The 25,459-nt window shown below is 38.0% G+C and carries 24 protein-coding genes; 13 read left to right on the top strand and 11 right to left on the bottom strand.

Features of this window, described 5'->3' with window-relative positions; translation table 11 throughout:
• The first annotated feature begins 139 nt into the window (after nt 1–139).
• Genes EHQ47_RS03405 through EHQ47_RS03375 form a run of 7 tightly spaced genes read left to right on the top strand, consistent with a single transcriptional unit; the run spans nt 140 to nt 6,427 of the window.
• A complete protein-coding gene (locus EHQ47_RS03405) occupies nt 140–319 on the top strand; it encodes a hypothetical protein (RefSeq protein ID WP_004787310.1) in 180 nt (59 codons plus the stop codon).
• Between the two features lies 1 nt (nt 320).
• The gene (locus EHQ47_RS03400; protein WP_135747361.1) at nt 321–848 is read left to right on the top strand and encodes a hypothetical protein; all 528 of its coding nucleotides are present in this window, start codon (nt 321–323) and stop codon (nt 846–848) included.
• A complete protein-coding gene (locus EHQ47_RS03395; RefSeq protein ID WP_135747362.1) occupies nt 849–1,463 on the top strand; it encodes an RsmD family RNA methyltransferase in 615 nt (204 codons plus the stop codon).
• Complete coding sequence (gene pbpC, locus EHQ47_RS03390; protein WP_135776677.1) at nt 1,441–3,582, top strand: penicillin-binding protein 1C; 2,142 nt, start codon at nt 1,441–1,443, stop codon at nt 3,580–3,582. Before EHQ47_RS03395 ends, pbpC begins: the two co-directional genes overlap by 23 nt.
• Before the next feature lie 6 nt (nt 3,583–3,588).
• Complete coding sequence (locus EHQ47_RS03385; protein ID WP_135747363.1) at nt 3,589–4,014, top strand: acyl-CoA thioesterase; 426 nt, start codon at nt 3,589–3,591, stop codon at nt 4,012–4,014.
• The gene (locus tag EHQ47_RS03380; RefSeq protein WP_135776553.1) at nt 4,011–5,294 is read left to right on the top strand and encodes a PP2C family protein-serine/threonine phosphatase; all 1,284 of its coding nucleotides are present in this window, start codon (nt 4,011–4,013) and stop codon (nt 5,292–5,294) included. The genes EHQ47_RS03385 and EHQ47_RS03380 overlap by 4 nt, the downstream gene beginning before the upstream one ends.
• On the top strand, nt 5,291–6,427 hold the full coding sequence (locus EHQ47_RS03375) for an LptF/LptG family permease (RefSeq protein ID WP_135747365.1): 1,137 nt from the start codon (nt 5,291–5,293) through the stop codon (nt 6,425–6,427). The genes EHQ47_RS03380 and EHQ47_RS03375 overlap by 4 nt, the downstream gene beginning before the upstream one ends.
• On the opposite strand, the gene EHQ47_RS03370 is transcribed toward EHQ47_RS03375, so the two are convergent.
• Together EHQ47_RS03370 and EHQ47_RS03365 are read right to left on the bottom strand one after the other, a co-directional pair.
• On the bottom strand, nt 6,424–7,869 hold the full coding sequence (locus tag EHQ47_RS03370; protein WP_135747366.1) for an FAD-binding oxidoreductase: 1,446 nt from the start codon (nt 7,867–7,869) through the stop codon (nt 6,424–6,426). The two genes, EHQ47_RS03375 and EHQ47_RS03370, sit on opposite strands and share 4 nt — an antisense overlap.
• 1 nt (nt 7,870) lies before the next feature.
• Complete coding sequence (locus EHQ47_RS03365) at nt 7,871–8,623, bottom strand: SDR family NAD(P)-dependent oxidoreductase (RefSeq protein ID WP_135747367.1); 753 nt, start codon at nt 8,621–8,623, stop codon at nt 7,871–7,873.
• Nucleotides 8,624–8,674: 51 nt separating this feature from the next.
• On the opposite strand from EHQ47_RS03365, the gene EHQ47_RS03360 reads away from it, so the two are divergent.
• From EHQ47_RS03360 to EHQ47_RS03350, 3 genes are read left to right on the top strand one after another with little or no spacing between them, the layout of a single operon-like run.
• The gene (locus tag EHQ47_RS03360; RefSeq protein WP_277355107.1) at nt 8,675–9,175 is read left to right on the top strand and encodes an NYN domain-containing protein; all 501 of its coding nucleotides are present in this window, start codon (nt 8,675–8,677) and stop codon (nt 9,173–9,175) included.
• Nucleotide 9,176: 1 nt separating this feature from the next.
• On the top strand, nt 9,177–10,655 hold the full coding sequence (locus EHQ47_RS03355) for an MBOAT family O-acyltransferase (RefSeq protein ID WP_135747368.1): 1,479 nt from the start codon (nt 9,177–9,179) through the stop codon (nt 10,653–10,655).
• Nucleotides 10,656–10,663: 8 nt separating this feature from the next.
• Entirely contained in the window at nt 10,664–11,761 is a 1,098-nt protein-coding gene (locus EHQ47_RS03350; RefSeq protein WP_135696708.1) for a DUF1574 domain-containing protein, read from the top strand.
• On the opposite strand, the gene EHQ47_RS03345 is transcribed toward EHQ47_RS03350, so the two are convergent.
• The 8 genes from EHQ47_RS03345 to EHQ47_RS03310 form a co-directional block, all read right to left on the bottom strand.
• The gene (locus EHQ47_RS03345) at nt 11,734–12,330 is read right to left on the bottom strand and encodes a hypothetical protein (RefSeq protein ID WP_244290197.1); all 597 of its coding nucleotides are present in this window, start codon (nt 12,328–12,330) and stop codon (nt 11,734–11,736) included. The genes EHQ47_RS03350 and EHQ47_RS03345 overlap by 28 nt on opposite strands.
• A gap of 52 nt (nt 12,331–12,382) precedes the next feature.
• Nucleotides 12,383–13,447, bottom strand: a complete 1,065-nt coding sequence (locus tag EHQ47_RS03340) for a hypothetical protein (protein ID WP_135776552.1) — start codon at nt 13,445–13,447, stop codon at nt 12,383–12,385.
• Nucleotides 13,444–15,348 carry a FecR domain-containing protein gene (locus EHQ47_RS03335; protein ID WP_135747370.1) on the bottom strand — a complete coding sequence of 635 codons (1,905 nt, stop codon included), beginning with the start codon at nt 15,346–15,348 and terminating at the stop codon, nt 13,444–13,446. The genes EHQ47_RS03340 and EHQ47_RS03335 overlap by 4 nt, the downstream gene beginning before the upstream one ends.
• Entirely contained in the window at nt 15,345–17,195 is a 1,851-nt protein-coding gene (locus EHQ47_RS03330) for an adenylate/guanylate cyclase domain-containing protein (RefSeq protein ID WP_135747371.1), read from the bottom strand. Before EHQ47_RS03330 ends, EHQ47_RS03335 begins: the two co-directional genes overlap by 4 nt.
• A 78-nt stretch (nt 17,196–17,273) precedes the next feature.
• Nucleotides 17,274–18,572 carry an LIC11270 family surface protein gene (locus tag EHQ47_RS03325; RefSeq protein WP_135747372.1) on the bottom strand — a complete coding sequence of 433 codons (1,299 nt, stop codon included), beginning with the start codon at nt 18,570–18,572 and terminating at the stop codon, nt 17,274–17,276.
• Nucleotides 18,572–19,210 (bottom strand): hypothetical protein, encoded by a 639-nt coding sequence (locus tag EHQ47_RS03320; protein WP_135747373.1) that lies wholly within the window; start codon nt 19,208–19,210, stop codon nt 18,572–18,574. The genes EHQ47_RS03325 and EHQ47_RS03320 overlap by 1 nt, the downstream gene beginning before the upstream one ends.
• On the bottom strand, nt 19,182–19,976 hold the full coding sequence (gene truA / locus EHQ47_RS03315; protein ID WP_135629610.1) for a tRNA pseudouridine(38-40) synthase TruA: 795 nt from the start codon (nt 19,974–19,976) through the stop codon (nt 19,182–19,184). The genes EHQ47_RS03320 and truA overlap by 29 nt, the downstream gene beginning before the upstream one ends.
• Before the next feature lie 4 nt (nt 19,977–19,980).
• Entirely contained in the window at nt 19,981–20,859 is an 879-nt protein-coding gene (locus tag EHQ47_RS03310) for a DUF2225 domain-containing protein (protein ID WP_135747375.1), read from the bottom strand.
• Nucleotides 20,860–20,995: 136 nt separating this feature from the next.
• On the opposite strand from EHQ47_RS03310, the gene EHQ47_RS03305 reads away from it, so the two are divergent.
• The 3 genes from EHQ47_RS03305 (at nt 20,996) to EHQ47_RS03295 (ending at nt 23,438) form a co-directional block, all read left to right on the top strand.
• The gene (locus tag EHQ47_RS03305; protein WP_135776551.1) at nt 20,996–22,114 is read left to right on the top strand and encodes an LIC11274 family protein; all 1,119 of its coding nucleotides are present in this window, start codon (nt 20,996–20,998) and stop codon (nt 22,112–22,114) included.
• Nucleotides 22,115–22,289: 175 nt separating this feature from the next.
• Complete coding sequence (locus EHQ47_RS03300; protein ID WP_244290227.1) at nt 22,290–23,009, top strand: lysophospholipid acyltransferase family protein; 720 nt, start codon at nt 22,290–22,292, stop codon at nt 23,007–23,009.
• Nucleotides 23,010–23,123: 114 nt separating this feature from the next.
• Complete coding sequence (locus EHQ47_RS03295; RefSeq protein ID WP_135747378.1) at nt 23,124–23,438, top strand: 7(1) septoil knot domain-containing protein; 315 nt, start codon at nt 23,124–23,126, stop codon at nt 23,436–23,438.
• Here the strand turns inward: EHQ47_RS03295 and EHQ47_RS03290 are convergent.
• On the bottom strand, nt 23,418–25,418 hold the full coding sequence (locus EHQ47_RS03290) for a sulfatase-like hydrolase/transferase (RefSeq protein ID WP_167483261.1): 2,001 nt from the start codon (nt 25,416–25,418) through the stop codon (nt 23,418–23,420). The genes EHQ47_RS03295 and EHQ47_RS03290 overlap by 21 nt on opposite strands.
• Nucleotides 25,419–25,459 lie beyond the last annotated feature (41 nt).

Below are 25,459 nucleotides of genomic sequence, written 5' to 3'. Positions count from 1 at the left end.
AACCAATAGAAATAGCGGTGCCTTTGATTTCTTCTTTCTGTGCGGTTCGTACCGGGAGTAAATCGCCATCGTTTGTTCCCATTTTTTTTTGCCCTGCCCACTTGACACGGCTTTTTCTTTGTGATTTAGTGGGAAGGGTATGGAAGATGACTTTTTAGATGATGACGAATTCGATGCGGATAGCCTCAACGAAGACGTCGTAACGTATGCTTGTGAGGATTGTGACCACCGTTGGGAAGCCGAGGGGGAGGACGAATACCTCGATTCTTGGGAATTGATCTGCCCTATGTGCGGATCTTCGAATATCACCGAACTGTAATTTGTCTTATTTTCAGTATATTTTTGGTTTTTTGATTCTACCTTCGCTCCTTTGGAGCGAAGCCTCTGGTTTTGCAACCCTCTATACAGAATTTAAAAAAGGAAATTACGCCACTGTCTCCAAACAGTCCTTACAATACTTAAATGGACCTGAGGGAGAGAAGGATCCCCGGATTTTTTTCCTCTATGTTTCCACAGAAGAGAATTGGGCCCAATTGAAAACGAAGGTGGTGAAAGATGCTCCACCTAATTTCCGATCGTCGACACACTACTGGAACGCAATTTATTTGTTTATGGAAAGGGCACTTGTTTTTGGTGAATCGGATTTACTCGTTGAGTGGGGAAAAGAATTCCAAAAGTCGGGAAAACAAAGTCCCAAATACAATGATGCCCTTCTTTTGTACGGACTCGGTCTTATGGATCTAAAAAATGAATCAGAAGCCAAAAAAGTTTTTTCTGAAATTGAGTCGAATTCGCCCTCCAAACACGTGTTATCGCAACTAGAAGAAATCAAATCCTTGGGTAAATGAATGAAAGGCCTGCGTGTATCACAAGGAAAGTGGAAGGGAAAAGAAATTCCAGCACCAGCCGATGTATCGGGTCATTTGAATTTTACCAATAGCCTCGTCAAAAAAGCAATTTTTTCTCTTATGGACTCGCGCCTACTTTCCTGGGGCCTTAGTTTTGATTCTGTTTTGTTCTGTGATTACTTTGCTGGTAGTGGACAAATTTCTGCGGAAGCCTATAGCCTTTCCGTTCATAGACTCCTAACTTATGAATTAGACCAAACTCGGTTTAGGCAACTCCATTCTCTTTTTCGAGGACTAACCCAAGTGCAATTGTTTCGAAAAGATGCAACCAAACATGCATTAAAGTGGGAGTTGGGAGACGAGTCTGCTTATATTTTCTATTTGGATCCACCTTACACGTATTGGTCGGAAACTCCCGCAAGAATGAAAGAGATGTTGGAAGGTTTATATACCTTTTGTGTCACTTTAAAAAAACCTTTTTTAATTTTATGCCAAATCCCAGAACACCAACCTACAACAAAAATTTGGGCGGATCTCCCACATAAAGTGAGAGAGTATGGAAGTCATTTGATCATTGAAACAGGTTATGAAAATGCCGAGACTTCCGATCCGTAATAAAAAGAATTTTTTTTTCGGATTCACACGGAACACACTCGTTTCTTTTTTTTTCATCATAGGATTTCTTTTTTGTAGTTCTACTCTTTGGTCTTTACCAACATATAAAGAAGTCAAATCAGAATTCATCCCTTCCGATATACAAGTGTTTGATAGGAGTGGGGAACTCATCCAAAGATACCGAACCCGAAATGATTTCCGATCGGAAGAATGGATCGAATATGAGAGACTTCCCAAGTTTCTCATCGACTCTGTGGTTCATGCAGAAGACAAACGTTTCTTTGAACATAAAGGCATTGATTCGAATGCACTGATTTCTTCTTTTTGGGGAAACCTCACAGGACCATCGTTACGCGGTGGATCCACAATCACTATGCAACTAGTTTCTCTTTTAGATCCTGAGTTAAAATCTTCTTCATCCAAACGAAAAACAATCTTTCAAAAATTAAAACAAATCCAAAGAGCTGTGGAATTAGAGGAAACTTGGTCTAAAGAAGAAATTTTTACTGCTTATATCAATTTGATTTATTTCAGAGGGGAATTAAAAGGAATCAGTTCCGCAAGTAAGGGGTTATTTCGAAAATCCCCTGAGTCTTTAACACCTAACGAAACCTATGTTCTTTCTGCCCTCATTCGGTCCCCTCAAAGTCCCATTGAAAAAGTCATCAAACGAGTTTGTTTGTTAAAAAAAGAAAGAGATGGCATTGATGATTGTGAATCAATTTCTCGACTAGTGAGGGAAAGTTTGTTTCGAAATTTGGATTATCCCCAATACCCATCCTTTGTTCCTCTTTATACAAAAACAATTTTGGATTTTTCATCTGCGAAACAAAACAAAATTGAGGAAAAAAATAATTCGGAGTTTGTGTCTTCCTTATCTTTAAACTTTCAAAGAAAAGTAGAAGAGATTTTAAAACGTAATGTCAAAACCCTGGCAAATAAAAATGTAAAAGATGGGGCAGTGATTGTTATCGAGAATCGCACAGGCCAAGTTTTGGTTTATGTTCCTAATATTGGTGAAGAAAGTTCTGTATCCAAATTGGATCTCATTCGGAGCAAAAGACAAGTGGGATCTACCTTAAAACCTTTTGTTTACGCAGAAAACTTTGAAGAAAATAAACTGACACCCGATTCCATCCTTTCTGATTCTCCAGTGGGTATTCCCGTTTACCAAGGAATTTATCGCCCGTTAAATTATGATAAATCTTATAAGGGCAATGTGACTGTTCGAGAAAGCCTTGGTTCTTCCTTAAATATTCCTGCCATCCGTGCATTGTCATTTCTCGATATTAACGAGTTCATTTTGGTTTTGGAACGATTGGGAATCACCGGGCTTCGGTATCCTGAATTTTATGGGCCCTCTTTGGCACTTGGGACAGCTGACATTACACTTTTGGAATTAACCAACGCCTACAGAACTTTGGCCAACGATGGAATGTATTCTGAATTAAAATTTGAACATTCCGATGTTCCATCAAATTCTAGACGAGTATTTTCACCTAAAACAAGTTATCTGGTATCGGAAATCCTTGCGGATAGGGAAGCAAGGTCACTCGGATTCGGTTGGGATAATTTTTTATCCACTGCTTATTATACTTCTGTCAAAACCGGAACCAGTCAAGATATGAGAGACAATTGGTGCATCGGTTATTCAGAAGTTTATACAGTAGGAGTTTGGGTAGGTAATCCAACAGGAAGTCCTATGTTAGATGTTTCGGGGATCACTGGTGCGGCTCCTGTGTGGCGAGAGACAATGGATTTATTCCATGAGTCGCTTGGTTCCCAATTAAAAAAACCGAAAGAGGAAATTTCATCAGATTCAATTTCTGATTCGTCCTTGTCTAAAGAGAGTAGGATAGAGAGGACCAAAGCGACAAGAATCCTGACTCCTGTGAATGGAAGTATCTTTGCATTGGATCCAGACATTCCTTTGGGGCGCCAAAAAATCCTCTTTACTTTCAGTTCTTACGATGTTTCCTATTCTTATTATTTAAACGATGAAAAGATTGGGTCTGTTGGAGGTCCATACCTCTGGGAACCAAAGAAGGGAGAATATCGTTTGCAAGTAAAGGATAGGGATGGTAAAGTTTTATCTCTTTCTTTATTTGAAGTTCGGTAACAACACATGTCTAAACCAATCAAATATAAACATAAATTCACCCAACAAGTTGTTTGGGGTGAAATGGATGCCTTCGGTCACGTAAACAATGTAACGTACGTTAGATATTTTGAATCTGCAAGGGCGGATTATTTTACAAAAGAAGGATTGTGGGACTCTCCACTAAAACCTGTAAAAGCCGGACCTGTGTTAACACATCTTGACATGGACTACCGCAAACAAGTTGTATTTCCTGCTACTTTAGAAATCACTTTGGAAGTGGATTCCATTTCTTCCAGAGCATTTACTGTGATTTGTTCTATGTGGAATGAAAACGAAGAATGTGTATTAACAGGAAATGCTGCCTTTGTTTGGTTTGATTTCGAATTACAAAAACCTTCGGCCCTTCCTGAACATTTTAAAACAAAATTTGGATCCAATCATTTGGTATGATAAAACAATCCTTCCAAGAGCGATTTAAACTTGATGATGAGGTGATGAAAATTTCACGAATTTGCCTCGTGGTTTTTTTTACTTTTATCGGTTTTGGAATTTTTGCACCCATTGACGAATTAGGATTGTATGATCCTAAATGGATTCGTGTTTTACATGCTTCGGTAACTTTAAGTTTTTACATTGCCACTTACTTTTCTGATAGGGTGCGGAACCAAATCCAACCCATTATGCTTTTTTTCTTTTATACAATGAGTACTCACTCCCTCGTTCTTTTGTATTGGAATTCGCTTTACATTGGTTATCTGGTCGGAATGATTTTGGTTTTATCTTGTATTGGAGTGAGTTTTGTTGATCGCCGCTCCCTTGTTTCTTATTTGGGGACAGTCACTTCTGCAGGGATTGTCATTGGAATTTATACAAAAGAACCACAAGTGGATTTACCTCTTTACCTTTCGTCTATCATCACACCGGCTCTTGTATCCTATCTCACGCTGAACATTCGACTTAGTTCTGTTGAAAAACTAAGAATTTCGGAATCCAAACTCAAAGGATTTCAGGATCGTATGTTAAACGAACTGGAATTGGCAAATGAAACTCAATCCAATTTAGTCACTACCGAGTGGCCTAAAACAAAAGGAATTCGCCTCCATTCTTTTTTTAGGTCTTTTGACCAAGTGGGTGGGGATGCCATTAGTTATTTGCAAAGAGAAGATGGCAAATTGGCACTTTTTTTTGCTGATGTGTCTGGGCATGGAATTGCTTCGGCAATGGTATCTGCGATGGCAGTCCTTGCTTTTAAAATTCACGGGAATCAAAATGAACCATCAGTTTGTTTGAGATCAATTCATAGCGACTTGCAAGAGTTAGTCCCTAATAATCATATCAGTGCTTGTGTGCTCTTTGTTGATACAAATACAAAAGAAATTCAGTATTCCATTGCGGGCCATCCACCTCTCATCCGAATCGAAAAGGAAACAGGTCCAAAATTTATGGAAGGAATGGGAACTTTGATTGTTTCCTTTTTAAAACCTAATTTAAAAGATTTTACGATCACACCAAATTCGGGAGACCGTATTTTACTCTATTCCGACGGAATTTTAGAAGTTTTTGATGAGGCCGGAGAGATTTATGGAGACGAACATTTGTTTACATCCATAAAAAATCATTCTGACAAAAAAGGTGAAGAATTTTTGAATGCTCTATATGAGGACTCTATGTCATTTTCGGCAAAACGAATTTCCGACGATATGAGTATGTTACTTTTGGAAATTTTATGAATTTGTTGTTAACTCCATTTTTCTGGTTCAAAAGAGAATTTATCCCTTTTCGAACATTAGACCGTTATTTATTTTTAGATTTTTTCAAAACCTTTATTGGTACTCTCATCATGTTAACATCTATGATTGTGATTTATAAATTCACAGATGTGATGAAGTATTTAGTTTCTTCCAAGGTAAACCAAGTGCATGTATATTTGCATGTTTTGTATTCCTTGCCATCCATGGTGGATCAAGTAGTTGCACCTGCTTTGATGTTTTCGGTTTGTTTTGTGATCGGTCAGTTTAGTGTAAACAAAGAGCTTGTTGCCATGATGGTGGCAGGAGTTTCATTTATTCGTATCATCACACCCATTTTATTTTTTGGGATTTCCATGTGGCTCATTATGACATTGTTCGGACAAACCGTGGTGATCCCCGCGAACAAAAGAGCCCAAATTGAATATAGCATTATGGCAAAGGGTTCCAATCGGTTGATTGATTTTGTCTACCAATTGCATATCAAAGGTAAAAAAGGATTCTATTACGTCTATTGGATCGATGAAAAAGATAATACTGTCAAAGGTGGATTCAATTATATTGAAATCACTCCCGATGGACATCCCACATACACAGTATCTTCACAAAAAGCAAAATTCATTCCATCTCCTCATAGTTGGGTTTTGTATGATGCAGAAGAAGTTCGTTTCAATGAAAACTTAGAACTTGTTTCTAGAACAAAATACGCTGAAAAAACTTACGACTTTCCAGAGGACTTAGCTTATTTTTCCAAACCCATTCGAAACCCAGAAGAGATGAATTTTTTTGAATTAGCAGATGAAATTGAATCAAGGATCACTAAAGGGATTCCTTTTCGTAATGTGATCGTCCAACAACATATGGCCTTTGCTATGCCACTCATGTCATTTGTGGTTGTCACACTCGGAGCACTTGCTGGTGCCATTACCAAACGTTCTGCGGGTGTTGCCAGTCTTGGTCTTACGATTGCAGTTGTATTGTTGTATTATATTTTGAATTCGACTGCCAAAACTTTAGCAGAAAATGGTGCCCTTCCCATTTGGATTGGAATGTGGATGACACCAGTGATTTTTACTTCAGCAGCCTATTTTTTATATCGACGAATGAATATTTAATTTTCTGTTAAAAACACTCGTTTGTAAAGATCTGTTTGTAAAATTCCCTTTGGATCATATTTTTTCTTTAGGGAATAGAAACGTTTTAGATTGTCTTTAGGGAAATAGGATTCCATCACTCTTTTGCGAAGTGTAGAGTCTTTTGCAAAATAAAATCTTCCTTTGTGTTTTAAAACAATTTCATCCATCTCTTTACAAAGTGCCCAAAGTTTTTCTTTGTTTCCTTTGGTAACTGGAAAATCCATAGCCATAGAAAATCCATCCACAGCATGAGTCAGTAAAAACGGATCTGGTTTGTGTTTTTTGAAAACAGAAAGGTAGTTTACAATTCCACGTTCTTGGCAAATGGTAAAAATCTCACGAAACGCTTGTTTGGCGTTTTCTTTTGGGATGAACACTTGGTATTGGATCATTGCACCTGGTTTGTAAACAAACTTCCAATTGGGAACATAGTCCAAAAGGAATGCATATTCTGCATGGCCTTGGTAATAGGCTTTATTGTTTACAAGAATGCTCGCAATACATTTTGCCAAATTGATCAGCCTCATGCCCAAATGAAAACTAAAAGGACGCATCAGGATCCACATCCACTTTTTCGGGATGACATAGAAGAGGCGAGAAGGGAGGTGTTGTCTTTCAAGTAAACAGTTACCAGGAAAATCAGGGTCTTCACCTTCTTTTAGGTTAGTGGCTTTATGAATTTGCCCTCGACCCAAAGATTTTCCCGAAGCAAATGCATCAATCCAACCAACTAAATAATCAGAAGTTTTGTAATGTTCTTCAAAATAAGCAAATAATTCATCAAAGTTTCTGACATAGACTGGATCAATTTTCATTTTTCCAGCATAGATCGGTTTCATTTTGATTTGGACTGTCAAAAAACAACCTAACATCCCGAAGCCGGAAATTGCAGAATAAAACAGATCTGTATTTTTTTTAGGAGAACAAACTAAAATATCTCCCTTGGCAGTAAGAAAGGTAAACTCTTTGATATGTTCACCAATCGTTCCTACTTTGAAGTTGTTTTTTCCATGTATGTTCATGGAAAGAGCACCACCAAGTGTTGGCATCATAGTTCCCGAAACAACGGGTGGCCAAAATCCATTTTCGATTCCCGTTTCCCAAAGGTCTTTGATCCTTGCTCCTGATTGAACTGTCATCACACCTGTTTTCAGGTTAAAATCCAAAACTTTATTAAAATGAGTTAGATCTAAAACAACTCCGTCCGTGTTAGTTGATGCATCACCATAACTACATCCACCACCACGTAACGCAACTTTGGTGCCTGTTTGGTTGGCCCAAACGAAAAGTTCTTTGATTTCTTCTTCCGTTTCCGGACGAAATACAGGAGATAAAGAAAAAGAACTCATACCCCATGCTTCCACTTTTTCCTTTTTAGGAACATTTATCTCAGGAATGGATTTTGTTTTTTTTGCGACCATGTTATATACTCAGTTTTTTAAAAATGAAATTGGGAATGTTACGAATGATAAGCCCTACTAGTGCCCAGATCCCTGGAACAAATGCTTCATCTTTTCCTTCCGCAACAATTTTACGAATTCTAACTGCGGCTTCTTCTGCGGTGATAGCCTTTAGTAATCCTTTTTCTGGGAGTTTGAGTCCCTTTGTCATTTCTGTAATGACGAAGCCTGGTTTAATCGTTGTTACTTGGACATTGGATTCAGACAAACGATTGCGAAGTGCTTCCAAATAAGTGTTAAGGGCAGCTTTGGATGTATTGTAAACAGGATTTCCTTTTCGGCCACGTTCCCCTGCTATGGAAGAGATTCCGATAATTTTCCCTGACTTTTGTTTGGTAAAATAAGTAGCAGCCGGATTTAAAAACGCAACAGCACCTAAGATGTTTACATTTAGCATTTTAAGGTCTTTGGTTGTATTGTATTCGTTAGGAGAAATTTCGGGCATCACTCCAGAAGCAAAATACACTTCGTCCAATCCCCCAAGGAGAGAGACTGCTTTCTCAAATGTTTTTTCCGCTGTGGAAAATTTTGTCACATCAAATGGCAAAGGGAAGGCCCTTTTTTCTTTGGATGAATTTGCTTTTTTAGCAATGGACTCTAAGGGTTTTTCCCTTCTTGCCAAAAGAACCACGGAATTTCCTGCGTTCAATTCTGCTTCAGCAATGGCTTTTCCGATCCCACTCGAGGCACCGACGATTATTATTTTTTTCCCCATGTTTACGTTTTTTTGGTTTAATCGAATCTGGCAAGTGGTTTCAATAGGGTTGTGCCCGTAAATGAGAGAATCCTGATCGACGGGATGAATCTGATGTATAAATTTCCTGATTTGGCTTTTTGTTTGGGGGAATACCGCTTACAAGATGCCCGGGATGGGTTACTTGCCCATTTAAAACGATTCTATTCAGAGAAAAAACAAACGAAAGTTCTCGTCTTTTTTGACGGAAAGAAGGATTTTACATCCGATTGTTATTCGGAAGAAATGGGGGATTTTTCCCTTCATTACAGTCATGAAAAAAAAGCTGATGAACTCATCATCGGATATCTGAACTTATGTCCAGTACCTTCACAATGTTTGGTGGTATCTTCCGATAAAGAGATCATTAGTTTTGCAAGAAGGCTTCGGGCCAAACGAATGACTTCGGAAGAATTTTATGCAGAATGGCTGAAAAGGGAAACCGAAGAGGACGAAACAGAATTTAACCACCTGAAAGAAGGATTGACACCAAGTTCAGAAACCGATTACTGGGAGAGACAATTCCTTCCTTGATATGTTGTTCAACTCAATCCCATTTTTAATCTTTTTTTCCATTGTTTATTTGCTCTATTGGGCCATCCCCAAAGAGATAAGAAAGTATTTCCTGCTTATCACTGGGATTGGTTTTTATGCCTACTTTTCACTCGCGCTGACGGTTCATTTTCTTATCGTCATCGGCATCAATTATCTTCTGTATCGCAAAATCAAGGAAAGCCCTACAAAGTTCTGGATTGGTTTTACAGTTACAATCAATCTCATCAACTTAGGTTTTTTTAAATATATTTATTTTTTCAGTAAGGTTCTTGCTGATCTAACAAACTATCCGTTCTTTAAACAAGTTCCTGATCTCATTCACATTGCATTGCCACTAGCGATCAGTTTTTATACCTTTCAAGTCATTGCGGCTGCTGTAGACACTTACCGCGATTCATCCAAACCATTGGTTCGGGTTGAAGATTATTTCCTGTTTGTTGCATTTTTTCCTGTACTCATCGCCGGGCCTATCATGCGGATGTCTGATTTTTTTCCAAACCTGGACAAACTGACTCCTAGTAAAGAAAAGATGTATCGTGCTTCCTACTTACTCATGTCTGGACTTGTGAAAAAAGTTCTCGTGGCAGATCCAATGTCACTCACCATCTCTCCTGTGTTTGGTTCTCCAGCTGAGTATGACTCTTTTTCTTTGTTCATCGCTGGTATCTGTTATGCGATCCAAGTATACAGTGATTTTTCTGGACTCACCGACATGGCAAGGTCTGTTGCTTTGTATTTGGGCTTTGAAACACCAGAAAACTTCAAAGCACCTTTTTTCTCCACATCAGGAAGAGAACTTTGGAAACGTTGGCACATTACTCTTTCTTTTTGGTTAAGAGATTATATTTATTTTCCACTCGGTGGTTCACGCAAAGGGGAACTTCGCACTTATTTAAACTTAATTATCATTATGACACTCGGTGGTTTTTGGCACGGTGCTGATTATACATTTATTTGTTGGGGTTTTTATTGGGGTGTGATTCTTGCGGGAGAAAGGTATTTAGAAGATAATCTTGGTTGGAAGCTAACTCCAGAGAAAAACAAACTTCTCATCGTCCTCAAAGCATTGATTGTTTTTGTTTTGTTTTCAATTTCAGGACTTATGTTTCGTTCGAACAATGCAACCAATATGGTAGAACACTTCCACGGAATTTTTACTCACTTTTCACATAGTTTAGAAGTTATGTTTGTTGGTGATTCGAATCAGTGGTTAGTTTCGGCAACCTCCCTTTTAGGGAATGGTTCTTCTTTTCGGTTCCAACATATTGAAAACCTAGAAAGAATTTTTTATACTTCCATTGCCTTATTGTTTTTTCATCACATCCAATATGTTCCAGAGTTTTGGGATCGTATCCGCAAACATGATGTATGGCTTGTTCCCGTGCTTGGCATTGTGACTATTTTTCTCCTAGCTACTCTCTCCCAAGATGGCGGAGAATTCATCTATTATCGTTTTTAGGAGACATTGTGGATTTAATTCGTAACAGATATTTGTTTGTCCCTTTTTTAGTTGTATTTCTTACATTTTGTCTAGATAAATTATTACTTCTCGAAAACGTACATACTTATTTTTCAAAGTCACTTTCTGATATAAATTACATACAAAAACATCAGTTGTATGAGGATTTGAAAGTTTATTTAGCAAACAAAGACCGAGATAAAGTTTTAGTTTACTTTGGAAATTCCCGTGCTTTGTTATTTGATAACGAATACATTCATAAAAAATATCCAGGTTGGGTCATGTTTAACTTTTCAGTCCCTGGCGGAAAACCTGATTATGTATTGCAATGGATGGAAGTGTTTCACAAAGACAATGTAAAACCAGATTTCTTTTTATTCGATCATTCCGTTGAAATGTACAATTCTTCTGCCACATTAAAAGTGGATGAAACTCTGACAAATGGATTGAATGTATCATTTGTATTAAAACATTTTTCTCTTTTTTCGACAGATGATATTTCGACTCTTATCGCCAAGCGAATGTTCCGTGCCTATCAATACCGACCTAAATTAGAAGTAATCTTAGCTCGGGCTAAAAACAAAGAAGCATTTTTATATCCCTATCGTGAATTGCGTAATAGTTTGATGGCAAATTTGAACAAAGGAAAAGGATCGGCGATGACTCCGGGAACTCACCAGTCTGTGTTACCGCCGGAGTTATTAAAAAAATCTGCTATCGGAGATTTTCATTCTTATTTAGTACCATTCCATTTTTCAGATCAGGTATTAAATTTTACAAACCAATCATTGGAGTTAGCAAAAGAACTAGGAGTTCCTTCTGCAGTCATTTGGGTTCGATTATCTTTGCCTTATATGGACCACATTCGCAATCTAAAAGTTTCTGTAGGTAATGGCAAAGAGGACACAGTGTATCATGATTGGTATCCAAGAATGATCGAATACCATAAACAAAATGGAGTTCCGTTTTGGAATATGAATGATGACACAAATTATACCTGCAACAATTTTAGTGATGCAGGCCATATGTCACCGACTTGTTACGATGAGTATACGGATTTTATTTTTAAGAATTTAATTCAGTCCTTTGTGAAAGGTGCACGGTAAAATTCAGTTCGATTCTGAACATCATTGGGTGAAAGTTTTTCCGGGTCTGTCGGATTGGGTTTTGTAGGATTTTGTGGTTGAGGTTTGGTACTATTTTCCTTATCCACTGAGTATCCATAATAATAACCATGAACAATTTCTACTACTGAGACGGGAGTATCGGAGTTTAGATTTTGGATTTCTACTGTAATTTCTTCTGGTGGAGCCAATAGTTCAAAAACCCATTGAGTTTCGCCTTCGATCTTTTCTTTTCTCAAAATAGTTGGGTTTTCGTTTTGTCCATTTCCTGAATATACAGTGAGAACCCATTCTTTTAATTTTCCATCAGTGGCCACACCAATGCCAATGGATTGAGGAGACGATTCTCCAGCCTTTAGATCAAATCGAATGGCGCCACCTTTGGAAACAGCACCATAAAGTCTTTTTTTAGAAAGAGTAGGATAAAGGGCCAAATCTTGAATTCTTGTTGTGACTTCTTTCACATTTTGGCTCAGAACGGATGGTTCGGAATGTAGGGCCTGCATTGCGACCAAAGTGATTCCAACCGATGTTATCAAAGAATATCTCATTCTCCTAATAGGACTAAAAAAAGCGATTCCTTACAAGCAAAAGAATAGGAATTTACCTAGAACAACTTCGAAATTTAGTCAATTCTTGGAGTAATGATTGGCGTTCATCCGGATCTAGATTGATTCGATTTTTCCATTGTAGTTCCATTCGTTCGAAAGCGGGTCGGAATTTAGGAGAACAGTTTTTGCTAAAGTACAAATATGCGCTTGTTCGATCCGATTCATTTTCGCTGATCAATTTATAAAATTCAAATACGGATAAATTGTCTTCGCTAGAAAAGTTTAATATAACATAGGTTTTGTGGCATTCACTTAATGTCAATGCTGGGACTTTTGTATTTTTACAATTGATTGCAACATCAGATTCTAAAAATGCTAACATCTCTTCATAAGTAAAATCTCGAAATGGTTTGCCTTTCGGAACCGATACTTTTGTTTTTTTGATTCCAGAATTGTCTTTTGTTGTTAAAGAAAGAGATGACTTTGATTCATCGTTAGGATCGGTTCCTGAATTATGTTTTGGATCTTCTACCTTAACAAAATTAGTAACTACTTTTGGTTTTTGGTAAGGGTTGGTGACTGTCAAATCATACGGACCAGTTTTTGCATCCGTAGTATCAACTTTCAGATCAATTCTTTCTGGTGATTTTACTTCTTTACTAAGGATAGGAAGAGACTCTTCTTTTTTTGTCAGATCCACTTTCGTTGCATCTAAAAAATGTTCCCCTTCAATCGTAATGTTTGAAATGGTTTTTTCTTCTTTAGATTCTGATTTTGGAAGGATGATGGGTTTTTGATCTTCAATGACAACTTTTGGTGGTTCTGAGATTATGACTTCTAAATCTTTCCATGCCGACCAAACTGCTGGTTTTTTGAAGAGGTTTAAGGGTGCGGTACGTACAAGATAAACACCTGATGGAAGTTCTTCAATGGAGTGGAATGGTGTGTCGATTTTTTTATCGATCACAACTTTTCCGGTTTTTTCTTTGATTTGGATTTGGTAACCATTCGCTTCAGGAATTGGTTTCCATGCGATGAGTTTAGTACCTTCCTGTGCTCCAACTGAAAAAGATACAAACCAAAAGATAATGATAAAATGTTTTATGTTTAGTTTCATCTTTTTTCTTTATACAACCGTTTGGGAGAAATAAATTCAATATCAGAAGGTTTCAAAGACTTAAATTGATCCAAAGCTAAGATAAAACTTCCTTTTTTAGAAAATAACAATGTCGCATCTTTATACACACTTAAATCCCATGAAAAAGATCCTTCATCAAGAATACTTAAATCTTTTAAACTATGTTTGGAATCTTTTGTTGTTATTTTATAGATTGCAGTTTTTTTATCGGCATTATGTTGGTATAAAACCAAATCATATCGTTCTCCAGTAACACCTGTTACTTTCCATTGGAAATCTAAACTAGATTTCCCTTTCATCTGAACAATCGTTCCATTCGGAGACATCATTTCCAGTTTTGGATCTAATTTTTGATCTGGTTTGTTTGAAGAAACTTCTTCTTCAGGTTCTATTTTTTTCTTTTGGTCTACCACTGTAAAACTGAGAGGAGCAGAAGTTTCAGTTTCTTTTCCTTCTTTTGATTTTCCTGTGACTGTTGCAAAGAAGGTTCCCTTCCCTAAACTGTTCCAGTTTGGTACAAGAAAATTGGAAGCTGTTTCTTCAGAAAAAACGACCGATGTCATTTTAGAATCTTTTGCAATTTTTAACTGATAGGATTTTAATTCTGCATTTCCATCCCAAATCAAAATGGCTTGGTTTTGTTTGATCTCATCCAATGAAATTTCCGATCCATTTGCAGGCCTCATCCATTTCGGTGTTGGAACTGTATTTTGTTTTCTGATAACAAAAGATTGTACTTGGCTACTTCTGTCTTTTGTATCTGAAAAGGAAGACTTGGCAATTACCTTCCAATAATAGGTGCCTTCTTTTAAGTCATCATAAGAAATTTGATTGGCTGTGGTTTCCTGTTGTTTGATTGGGTTTGTGAGTTTAGGTGAATTGGATACAATCAGTTGGTATGAGTTGGCGGTTGTGAGTTTTGTCCAACTAAGAGTGACGAGTGGAAAGGTTTGCACAAAAGGTATGATGGATCCCGACTCAGGTGATTCTCCCTGGAAGGATTCCAGTTTTGTTACAAAGAATTTACTTGTTTCGCTAAATTCTGTTCCTGAATCGACTTTGTTTTTAACTTTTAATCTCCAATAAAAAGTGCCTTCTTTTAATCGAAAAGAACTTTGATTACCTTCTACTTTTTCATTGATAAACGTCATTTGAAAGTTAGGTGATCTTGAGATTTCCAAAACAGGATCTCCGTATCCGGATTCTGTTTTCCATTGGAATAGAACTGAAACTTCGTCTGGCTCTGCATAAAATAATTTTTGAGAAGTTGGAGAAATCAAAACCACTGGAATTTTTTTAATTTCGATTCCAGTTTTTTTAAATTCTGCTTTTTTGCCTTCTTCTACAGAAACAGACTTTCCGTCTTGGTGTTTGACAGTGGTTTTCCCTTTTTCAACAAATAAACTCAGTTCTCTTTCTTTTGTTTTTTCTATTTTTACATTCCCCGAATCCACATTGATTTCGCTACCAGCGCTTGTGATCTTAATTTGGTTGGGTTTGGAATCATTTTTTTTAACTTCTAACGAACCTTCGCTAAACTCAAGATTTGGTTCTTCTCCCGTCAAATCTAAGTTAAACATTGAGTTTTCATCAATGTTGATTTCTGTTCCATCTTTTAATCGAATGAGTGCATCAGAAAAAGCTTCGGAACGGATTGTATCTTTGTTTGTGAGCGGGCTATTGTTTTCTAATTTTTCCCAAATCACTTCATCTTCAAATTTTCTTTGAACAATATTGTTTTTGAAAAATATGGTTCCTACTACTTCGCGATCTCCAATTCCAATCTTTCGATTCAAATCCAAATAAAACAAAATAGAAAAAAGGATAGCAACACCTAAAAGGGTGAATAAGACGAGACGGTCTCTTTTGTCTAAATTCATTTTTTCCCCTTTTTTGCAACAGTGATTCCAACTAACTTTTGTAGTTCGCTTAAATTTTTTGGGTAATCGGGATCTGATTTTCTTCCTAATACGGCATATACTTTTTGGGCTTTGGATTTACCTTTTAACTCAATTTCGCCCATACTAAGTACATGGTAATCGGATTTAATTTCTTGGTAGGTAGTCTCTGTAATTAGGATGTCTGTATGAGTTTCTTTATTGAGTGATTCCACTCGAGAAGCAAGGTTTACCGAGTCTCCAATGACAGTGTATTCCATTTTATCAGCACTTCCGATTTGTCCTGCAATCACATAACCTGTATTAATTCCACATCCAATTTGAATGATGGGTTTTTTGACTGTTCCTCTTCCTTTATTGAACTCGATGAGTTTGTCTCGCATTCTTAAGGCTGCTTCAATGGAGGACTTTGCATGTTGTTTTGAATCACGAAGGGCTCCCCAAGTTGCCATGATGGCGTCTCCGATAAACTTATCTACCGTCCCTCCTGTTTCTTGTACGCATTTCACCATCTCTGTCATGTATTGATTTAAAAATTCCACAACTTCTTCCGGTTGCAGTTTTTCTGAAATGGCAGTAAAACTTCGAATGTCTGAGAAAAAAATTGTACAATATTTTCTTTGGCCCCCGATGGAAAGTCGTCCTTTGGCTGCTAATTCTGCAATGTCTTGGTTCACAAATCGGCCAAAGGAATCTTTAAGTTTTTCCCGTTCTTCTAAACCTCTTCCCATGCTCACAAATGATTTGGTTAAGGTTCCTATCTCATCATGTGTGGTAGCATGAAGTTCAATATGATAATTTCCTCTTCTGATTTCTTCAGAAGCATCTACCAATTTTAAAATGGGCGTTGATAAAGATTTCGCAAAAACATATACTACAATAAAAGAAAGAGCAAGTGAAACAATTAAGATATAAACATTTCGTTTTTGGATATTGTTGACTTCTTCGAAAATTTTTGCTTCACGAACTTGTGATATGACTCCAACACCACCGAGTCCCAGTTTTTTGAAAGATCCAAGGTAAGAAACACCGTCTTTGGCTTCATATCGAAATTGGCCATTGTCCACTGTCGATTTTTTCATCCTTTCAACGATGGGAAGGTCATTGAGGTTAATTCCCGATAAAACAACTTTGGCATCTGGATGGGCAAGTACACTTCCATCTTCGCTGACTAAAAAAGTTTCTACAGGGCCTGAGGTTTGGAAAGCATCTAGTAGACTATCAAGTTTGACCAAGGTAACAAGTATTGTATGTGTGTCTTTGGATTCCGAAAGAGGGAAACTCAAACAAAGGATAGGATGGCGAAAATGTGGACTTGCATTCCAGATCACTGTTGTTCCACCAAAAGATTTTTTTAACTTGGGTTGGATGTTTTTCAGTAATCCTTTTACTTCTGATTTTTGATAATCATACTTTTGTAAAAACTCATCGTTGAGTGCTTCGAATTTTGGATTTAAACTTACATCATAGGCGCCAATCAATAGAAAATTTTGGTCTTCCTCAAACAATTCTTTGGCGATCACATTGGCTGAGCCTGGGCTTCTTAGAATGGCAGATGCTGTGATATGAATATCTTGTTTCATCGAATGTAAATCCGACTTCACTTTTAGAGATAAGATCTCATTGATTTTGATATTGTTTTCTTTTACCCGAACCTCACTATCCTTTCTAAAAAAATAAGATGCCAAAAAGATGATCCCAGACATTGAGACAAGCAAAACAACCGAGGTAATGAGAAGGAGTTTGTATCGAATTGGAAACTGCAATTCCCCATGGAGATGGGAATCCTTGGAAAAGAGTGAACGTAGTTTGAGCAGAATCGTTTTCATATCATTGGTACTTTTACCAACTTCATCGAAAACGGTGTTAGAGAAAAAGTAAAATTGAAAATAGAAACTATTTTTTTACTAGGGACATGTCAAATCAATGTTATATGTTTGTCTGAACGGATACTCTGGAATGTTAAATGTAGTCTCTCGTACTACAGTGTCCGGGTAACCGTCCTGTTTTGTTAAATCTCCTAAACAAACTGCTTTGTAAGTACCTGGATTTAGGTATTTTATTTTTGCACCTTGTTTGGCAGGGGTTGCCGCTAGAGGTAAAACATTAATGAATTCGGTTTCTTGTAGGCGAAAGATTCCATAATAATGTAACAGAGAGTTCCCACCACCGGAAATCGTAAGACTCGATGCAGTCTCTGGATAAATGACTCGAGCTCTTGTCAATATATTTCCGCCAGCATCACCTTCCCCTTTATGGTCGAAGAAGATATCACTCACACCCACATAAGTTACAACCGTAGATCGGCTGGTGAGATAAGAGTGTAACATCAAATTTTCTTTTAGATTGATTCTTACTTCTAAGATATAAGGATCAAATCCATCGCGAATTTGCATATCTGCTTGGGTGGGGAGTTGGGTGTACAAAGCAGGAAACATTTTAGGAACAATGCTACTTTTTGCCGCCGAAGTGGTTCCCGCCACATAGTTGTTTCGTGGGACAATGTTCAGTCCATTGACAATGGGTCTGTTATCAAATCGACCTGTCACCGGGATTCCTGCATCAAGTGCATAACCCGTCACGAGGGATCGGAAATAAATAGCAGCATAATAATACTGACGTCCAAGCCATGGTTGACCAGTTATTAATGCTGATTCCCAACTTTCCGTTTGCGAGGATGGATCGTTGGAAGGGAACTGCGCACCAATCCCATTAAAAAAATCAGATGCCTTGAGAATTCCGTTACTTTCTGTACAAGTATTGTTATCAAAAGAATAGGTGACCGTACAAAATACTTGTCTGTTAGGTGCAATGTAGTCCCAGAATTTATTGGAATCAACAGTATCTCGAATTTGTGTGAGTTCGTTTAGACCTTTCAAGTATTTGCTTGAAATTCTTACTTCCCCGATATCCAAAAAGATGGGAACATTTCCGGCTTTTGGTTGGTTTACCAAAGTCATAACGGGATCAAATCCCTCTCCTTGGGTATCTAAATACAAATCCCCAGTTCCGTTATTTAGTTCACTCCAATCAAGGGGATTGTCAGTGGCGTAAGTTCCTTTGAGAAGTAATAACATTCTGTTATTGAACAATGTTGAAATAACGGGAAGTTTCGATTTTTCACCTAAGTCTAGTTTGGTTTTACAATGAATAAAAATAAGAACACTGAAGAATAGGGCCAAAAGTTTTAGGGATGACGATTTCACTAAAATAACACTCCTACCGTTAGACCGAAATAGAAAAAGTCCACGTTCTGCAAAGTGTAATTGGCGGGATTTTGCAAACGAGGGTCGTCATAAGGACTAGAAAGTGGATATCGGTATTGGTTTGGCACATCCAATTGTGTCTCAAAAATCTTATGATAATCCAATCGAACCCCAATTCGAATCCTACGACCAGCAATAAAACTGGCTTCTAACCCAGCAAAGGCGGAAGGATTCCAACGGGCCGTATCAGCCGGCCTTGCGACCACATAAGCAGATCCACCACCACCTTTGATAAAAAATTGAATGGGAAGTTCAATGGGAATTTTGTATGCCAAAGCAGCATACAAAGGCATGGCAGTCAGAGCTCTTTCGGATCGAGAGAGGAAAACAGCGTAAGATCCACCCACTTCTGTATAAAAAATCCAAGGCCATGGCATCCGGGCATAAAATCCACCGCCAAGAGTAGTCTCTAACACACGAACTGTGGGAGTTCCGGGCATTGGATTGGCGGCACCTACCCATCCACCGATTTCATACCGGCGTTTGTTGTATTCTTCTAGGGTTTGTGCAGAAAGAAGACCGGAAAAAAGAGTAAGAGCGAGAATTAGGCTAAGGAAGAGCGATTTGATACAATTCATGAATTTCCGGATAATCTTCGTAATATGCACGGACGAAATAGAGTCCATCCGGCGGGAGTGTCATTCCTGCCGTCGAACGGTTCTTCTCTTCCAAAATAGAGCCGATGGATCTAGATTTCCAACGTCCCTTCCCAATGTCTAGTAAAGTTCCTACAGTAATACGAACCATATTGTGCATAAATCCGTTGGCACGGATTCTGATTTGGATCCAATCCGGTGTCAATCGTTCCAAACGAATGTCAAAGATTTCTCTGACAGCCCGTTTGCCTGCCATCGACTTTGCTTTGGTTAGGGATCGAAAGTCTTTTTCTCCCACAAGGTTTGTGAGTTGGTTTTCTACCAAATCCCAATCAACATGGTGTTTGACCCAGAAGGCTCTACCTTCTACAAAACTACTTTCATATTTACTATAATAAATTTTGTAGATGTATTCTCTTCCAGTGCAACTGAACCTAGAATGAAATTCTGCTGGCACCTCGATTACATTTTTGACTGAAACTGCTTTAGGGGTGAGGGCATTGATGGATACGAGTAGTTTATGAAAGTTGGGAATGGGGAATTCTGTTTTAAAATTACACACCATACCAAGCCCGTGAACACCGGTATCTGTTCTACCGGCAACTGACAAACGTGATGCGGGATTTTTATTTAAAATAATGGATAGGGCTGATTCAATGGCAGCTTGGACTGTCGGTAAATTTTTTTGTTTCTGCCAACCGTAGAAGTGAGTGCCGTCGAATTCGACGAGAAGAGCATAGTTGGGCAAACCCTTACTTCTCGCCTCCCATTGCTTCTAAAATGGTATTATACTCATCATAAAGCTCACGAGTCATTTCTACAATGGGACCTGGTTTTCCTTTGGAAGCCTTTCCTGATCCATAGAGCCTTGCCAGTGTTCTTTTGGCTCGAGACAATAACAAAACTTGGTCTTCTGGCTTTGGAGCCATTTGGTCTTTGAATTTTTTTGTTAAGAATGCATTGAGATAGATCACTCCATCAAATCCCCAGTTATTATCTGTATCCGGGCCAAGTATCCCCGCAGCTTGGTCCACAGGTTCGTTTCCATTTTGCATGAGTTCCAAGGTATAACCATAAATCACTGCAGCTTTTTGATAAAGTAAGTCTCTTATTTTATCATATCCAATATGAGGAAACTCATCATGAAGGTCTGAAAAAAACCAAGCTGCACGAATGGCACAAACAGCTTTTTTGGGAGTAGGGGCCACACTGGCACCTCGAAGTTGGTAACAATCCATCCCAAGTAAATAGGAAGCAGCACCTAACACAATTTGGCGATCCTGGGTAAAGTCTAAGGGACCTAGAATTTTTTCTATATAACTTCTACGAGAATCGGTAGCCATTCGAATGGCTTCGTTGTCAGCAGGGTTTAGAGAATTCCAATCTTTGGGAAAGGACGAATACAGACAACGAGGACAGACGGTCATGACATAATCCAGAGGACTCACACGACCAAATTTTTTATTTTTTTCGTATAAACGACGTAAATCTTGAGCCAACTTCCCGGCGATGAGTCGGCCACCACCCTGAAACATTTGTTCTTTTTGGTGATTTTCATCACAAATCGGGCAGACTGTAGACTCTTTGGCGCGAAAAGATACTTTTTTGGACTGGGCGGCAGCTTGGGACATAGGAAAAATCTAGGAAAAGGCTCAATTTTAAAATACAATCTGTCAATCCAATATCAGAAATCTCCGATAATACTCACAGGGGCCACCCCAAAATTACTTGTAAGATTCTTTCAAGGAAGGAAAGTACGGAAACGGAATGAACGGCAGCGCAATGAAACAATCCCTTCTTATTCTCATGACGAGTCTTTTGATGCAGGCACCTATGGTTGCAGAATCAGTCTCTAGTAAATCATACCACAAACGCATTGAACTTCTAACTTACCTACGTGAGTTAGAGCCAATTGTAAAAAATTTCCGTGGAGAAGATCCAGAAGGAAAACCGACGGAACTCAATGCTCCAGAAGGGAAAGAAGGTTTTCGTATGAAAAAATACAACGAAGCCAAACGGATTTACCAAGAAGGTTTACAATACCACTTCGAAGGAAATTTTCCCTCTGCTTACCAACGTTTTCTCGAATGCCAATTGGGTATCGAAAAAATGACGGAAGAACTTTCTCAACTCTACATCTTACGTGCAGAAGAAATGATGAAAACGGCCATGGAAAGAAAAAATCCAAACAATCCAATGGATAAAGCCCTTCTTGATATTTCTATTGAATACGGAAAAGGTTCTTACTTTCGTCAAGACGTGATGGACATTCCAAGAGAAGCACCATATTCGCGCCGTATGTATGATCCAAAAGAAGCTCACTACAGTTATAATAAATATGACATCGAGAAAAACCTAGAATTAGGTTACAAACATTTAGGTCTTGCCAAAGAAGCAAGAGCCACTGCCCTGAAAGTGGAAAAGAATTTGGAAAAACACCAAAAACTCCAACCTTCTCATAGAAAGTATCGTATCGATTTATATTTTGGTGCGATCAACCTTGCTCGTGATTCCAAAGCGAATGCAATTAACATTTATAAGTTGAAATATCCATATGACAACTATTACCTGAACAATGCACAAGCTAAATCAGAGTCATCGAAAGATGAAAATGGTGTTACAGTGGAAGGCCAGCCAGTTAAGGTTGATGGTGTGACATATGATTTTTCAAAAAACCCTTATGTCAAATTTGATCATAGAATCCAAGCAATGTTTGACGTTCGTGTTCCAGAAGATTACCGTGTGGACCATGCTGACGTAAGAGGTCGCGTTTACGATTTGGACTCCAACAATATGGTGTTCATGAAGTATGACCAAGAACGTAAAAAAGCATTAAATGTCCCAACAAAACCTGCCGCTGGAGCTACTTCCACTCCGCAACAATAAGAAACGTTATCTAACACCGTTTCCAGAAACTAAAGCCCAAGAATTTTCTTGGGCTTTTTTATTTCCATAGAATGACCTCTTTTGTCTAATTGTTGCTATGGCGAAAATTCCGGTCGTTGACGATCTTATTAAGAAAAATTTACATGGACTGAGTGTCCACTACGGGCGTTTGGTGATGAAGGTTTACTTAAGAATCACCCTTCTTGTTTTTGGTAAAGCAAGCCCTTATTTGATCAGAGGGATCTATCGTTCAGTCACAGGAAATAAAGAAGCACGGATCAAAGAGTTTTTGGAAGGAACCAAAATTTGGGCAGAGGATGTCCTAAAGATTACAAAAACCAAACTCATCGTATTTAATCAAATCGATGTTCCACAAAAAGGACATATGATTTTTTTAAACCATGTCAATGAGATGGATTTCCCTTACGACTGTTATGTGATCCGTAAACCATTTTTAGCAAATCAGGTCATCAAAAAAGCATGGTTTGCCTATTGGTGGATGGTGGCGATGGGATCCCAAGTGTTTGATAATTCAAAAGCAATGTCTGTTGCCGTTTCTGTAAAAAACCTAATCGAAGGTTTAAAAACTACTTCTTACATCGTTTACCCAGAAGGAAAAAATACATATTCAGAAGAAATCCTCCCTCTAAAGAAAGGAATGGTGAAGATTGCCTTTGACCAAAAAATTCCTGTTTTTGTGGCTTTAAAATCAGGAGTCACAACCTACCAAAACTACCAAAAGGGAAATGTAGTTGGATATTTGGGCCTCGGTTCCCATGACCCAACGGATTTTTCTTCTTGGGAAGAATTTCAAACGTATTTATACAATTTAATGCATACCAAAAAACTAGAGTTAGATGCTCTGACAGAGCAAGAAAGAACCAAACTCAATTAAATCTCTGTTTGGATTCTGATTTCTCCCGGTGATTTGATTCCAAATCATCGGACAAAAGAATTGACAAACCCATTTTTAAGTCGAAAATTTATTTCTTAAAAATGGGGAGAGTGTATGAATAAAATTGTTGGTTCTATGATCGTAGTTTTGTTTTCCACGGGTCTTTGGGCCGGGGAAGTTGGTTCCGATTGCACTTTTAAAGGAAAAAAATTGGCAGGGAAGGTTCAGTTTGTGACTAGCTTCCCCGATTTCAAAGTGCAGATCGTGGATAGTTTCCCTGATTTAAAAGTACAAAAGGTGAGTAGTTTTCCTTCCGACTGCGGTAAGTGGCAAGAGGTAACTTCCTTCCCTGATTTTAAAGTTCAGATTGTGACTAGTTTTCCCGACTTCAAAGTGAAGTATGTGGATTCATTTCCTGGTGTACCGTAAAGAACCTTCCAAAGGATAAACCGAGTTACGGTTCATCAACTCCAAGGACAAATTAAAGAAAGCCCGTGCCTTAATCGTTTGGCGAAAGCAGTTTTTGCGATTAGGGTTACAGGCCGGATCTTCCCCATAAGGCGGAATCATTTGAAAAATAAACTGAGTGTCTCCATCTACACTTTGGTAGAGTATTTTTTCTTCATCAATCCAACCACAAGCACTACCATAAGCAAAATAAGTGCTACCTGATTTTACATTTGGTGCAAGCATATCTTTTCCAAAACCAGAAAAGTATGTTTCTTTTCCGACCACTCCCAAAACTGTAGGTAGGACATCCAATTGAGAAGCAATTCTTTCATCTAACTTTTGTTTAATGTATTTGGGAGAAAATAATAGAAAGGGAACCATTCTATCTTCATAATAAGATAAATACCTATGATGGGTGTGATCTCCTACAAATACAAAAACTGTGTCTTCGTAGTATTTTCGTTTTTGGACTTCTTTCATAAACGTTTCCAATGCAGAATCGGAATAGTGATAGGTATTCAGATAATCAAAATCTGTAACAGAAGAATCATAAATTTCATATTTTGAGTTTGGCACCTTATACGGATAATGTGTCGTCATGGTGAGAATGGTCATTAAAAAGGGTTTGTTATCTTTTTGATAAAAATCCATTTCTTCAAGCGCTTTGGAATAAAGATGTTCATCGTCATAACCCCATGCACCGATATTATACTTTCCTGACTTTCGAAAGTCTTCTTTTCCAATGAGAGTTTTGAATCCAAAGTGCGGTAAGATAGTGGCCAAACTATCGAATTTTAAATCATCACCAGTGATGAAACTGGTTTGGTATCCAAAACTAGAAAAGATATTTCCAATGGCCGAAAAATGGCTAAGGATTTGTGGAGTGCGGATGGCTGTAAGGCCTGGTCTGTCGGGAACACTCGTCAGGACAGAAAGTAAAGCATTACTAGTCCTTCCCCCATTGGCATAAAATTTTCGAAAACTATGTCCCTTTTTCGCCAAACTATTGTAAAATGGTGTTACTTCTTTTCCTAACCAAATTCCATCGGAGATTGGCCAAACATATTTTCCCGTCCAAGATTCTTGGATGACCAACACAACATTGATAGGTTTTCTTCCAGGAATTCCTTCGATCTTTCGAACCAATGGAAACTCAGGGTCATTGATAAAGGTGGCACCGTCATAGGAAATTTCTTCCTTTACCACTTTCAACATATCTTCATCAGACATTTTAAGATGTTTGGGGATGGATTGGCTTTTGAAATCGTTAATGGTTGTATATATTCCGTTTAACGCAAGTTGATTGATAAACGAATCATCAGAGATAATGGCTTCACTGGCACGTAACGGAGATTCTTGAGGGCCTCCACGTAGTCCAATAAAGAAAAAAAGGATCCAGAGAATGGCCTTAAAGGATTTGGATCGAAAAGATTCTTTTTGATTTCGTTTTTCAGAGATTTTGAGTTTGGAAAACCAAAACCGAATTCCAAAAATATACAAACCAATACAAAGTAAAAACAAAAGGATTTTGATAGGAGCTTCTTCAATGGCAGAAGAGACTAAAACATCCAAATCACCCAAAAATACAATGGCTTCATATCCAATATGTTTGTTTGCATTTTCAAAATATAATAAATCGGCAAATAAATGGACCAAACAAAATGGATACAATACAAGAGGGGTGATGATCCAAAACTGCCGATAAGGTTTGAATCTAGAGGCATTGTCCCAAAGAGATAGAAGATAAAATCCAACTAACAAAATCGAAATGGTAACCCAATCAAATCGAAACCCAATTAAAAAAGCTTTGAGTAAAACCAAATAGGGAAACTCATCTAATCGATATGAATAAATTACGAAAAATAGAATCCGATGGAGAAAGAGAGTTAAAAAAGCAAAGGAAAGATAAGTCAGGAAAATACGATCCGAAAATCTGAGAGAAGGGAAGAGTTTCACAATAAAAAAAGAATGAGCCGACAAAGGAGATGGTCAATCGACTT

Source organism: Leptospira bourretii (assembly GCF_004770145.1).
Classification (GTDB): Bacteria; Spirochaetota; Leptospiria; order Leptospirales; family Leptospiraceae; genus Leptospira_A; species Leptospira_A bourretii.
The sequence above is the reverse complement of the archived record's forward strand: the minus strand, read 5'-3'. Positions and strand labels throughout refer to the sequence as shown.

Coding starts and splice junctions, on each gene's coding strand:
- EHQ47_RS03380 (WP_135776553.1), top strand. CDS start 4,011: ATGATAAAACAATCCTTCCAAGAGCGATTTAAACTTGATGATGAGGTG.
- EHQ47_RS03330 (WP_135747371.1), bottom strand. CDS start 17,195: ATGAAAACGATTCTGCTCAAACTACGTTCACTCTTTTCCAAGGATTCC.
- EHQ47_RS03335 (WP_135747370.1), bottom strand. CDS start 15,348: ATGAATTTAGACAAAAGAGACCGTCTCGTCTTATTCACCCTTTTAGGT.
- EHQ47_RS03375 (WP_135747365.1), top strand. CDS start 5,291: ATGAATTTGTTGTTAACTCCATTTTTCTGGTTCAAAAGAGAATTTATC.
- EHQ47_RS03320 (WP_135747373.1), bottom strand. CDS start 19,210: ATGAATTGTATCAAATCGCTCTTCCTTAGCCTAATTCTCGCTCTTACT.
- EHQ47_RS03295 (WP_135747378.1), top strand. CDS start 23,124: ATGAATAAAATTGTTGGTTCTATGATCGTAGTTTTGTTTTCCACGGGT.
- EHQ47_RS03345 (WP_244290197.1), bottom strand. CDS start 12,330: ATGAGATATTCTTTGATAACATCGGTTGGAATCACTTTGGTCGCAATG.
- EHQ47_RS03405 (WP_004787310.1), top strand. CDS start 140: ATGGAAGATGACTTTTTAGATGATGACGAATTCGATGCGGATAGCCTC.
- EHQ47_RS03370 (WP_135747366.1), bottom strand. CDS start 7,869: ATGGTCGCAAAAAAAACAAAATCCATTCCTGAGATAAATGTTCCTAAA.
- EHQ47_RS03300 (WP_244290227.1), top strand. CDS start 22,290: ATGAAGGTTTACTTAAGAATCACCCTTCTTGTTTTTGGTAAAGCAAGC.
- EHQ47_RS03385 (WP_135747363.1), top strand. CDS start 3,589: ATGTCTAAACCAATCAAATATAAACATAAATTCACCCAACAAGTTGTT.
- EHQ47_RS03365 (WP_135747367.1), bottom strand. CDS start 8,623: ATGGGGAAAAAAATAATAATCGTCGGTGCCTCGAGTGGGATCGGAAAA.
- EHQ47_RS03340 (WP_135776552.1), bottom strand. CDS start 13,447: ATGAAACTAAACATAAAACATTTTATCATTATCTTTTGGTTTGTATCT.
- EHQ47_RS03395 (WP_135747362.1), top strand. CDS start 849: ATGAAAGGCCTGCGTGTATCACAAGGAAAGTGGAAGGGAAAAGAAATT.
- pbpC (WP_135776677.1), top strand. CDS start 1,441: ATGCCGAGACTTCCGATCCGTAATAAAAAGAATTTTTTTTTCGGATTC.
- EHQ47_RS03310 (WP_135747375.1), bottom strand. CDS start 20,859: ATGTCCCAAGCTGCCGCCCAGTCCAAAAAAGTATCTTTTCGCGCCAAA.
- EHQ47_RS03355 (WP_135747368.1), top strand. CDS start 9,177: ATGTTGTTCAACTCAATCCCATTTTTAATCTTTTTTTCCATTGTTTAT.
- EHQ47_RS03305 (WP_135776551.1), top strand. CDS start 20,996: ATGAACGGCAGCGCAATGAAACAATCCCTTCTTATTCTCATGACGAGT.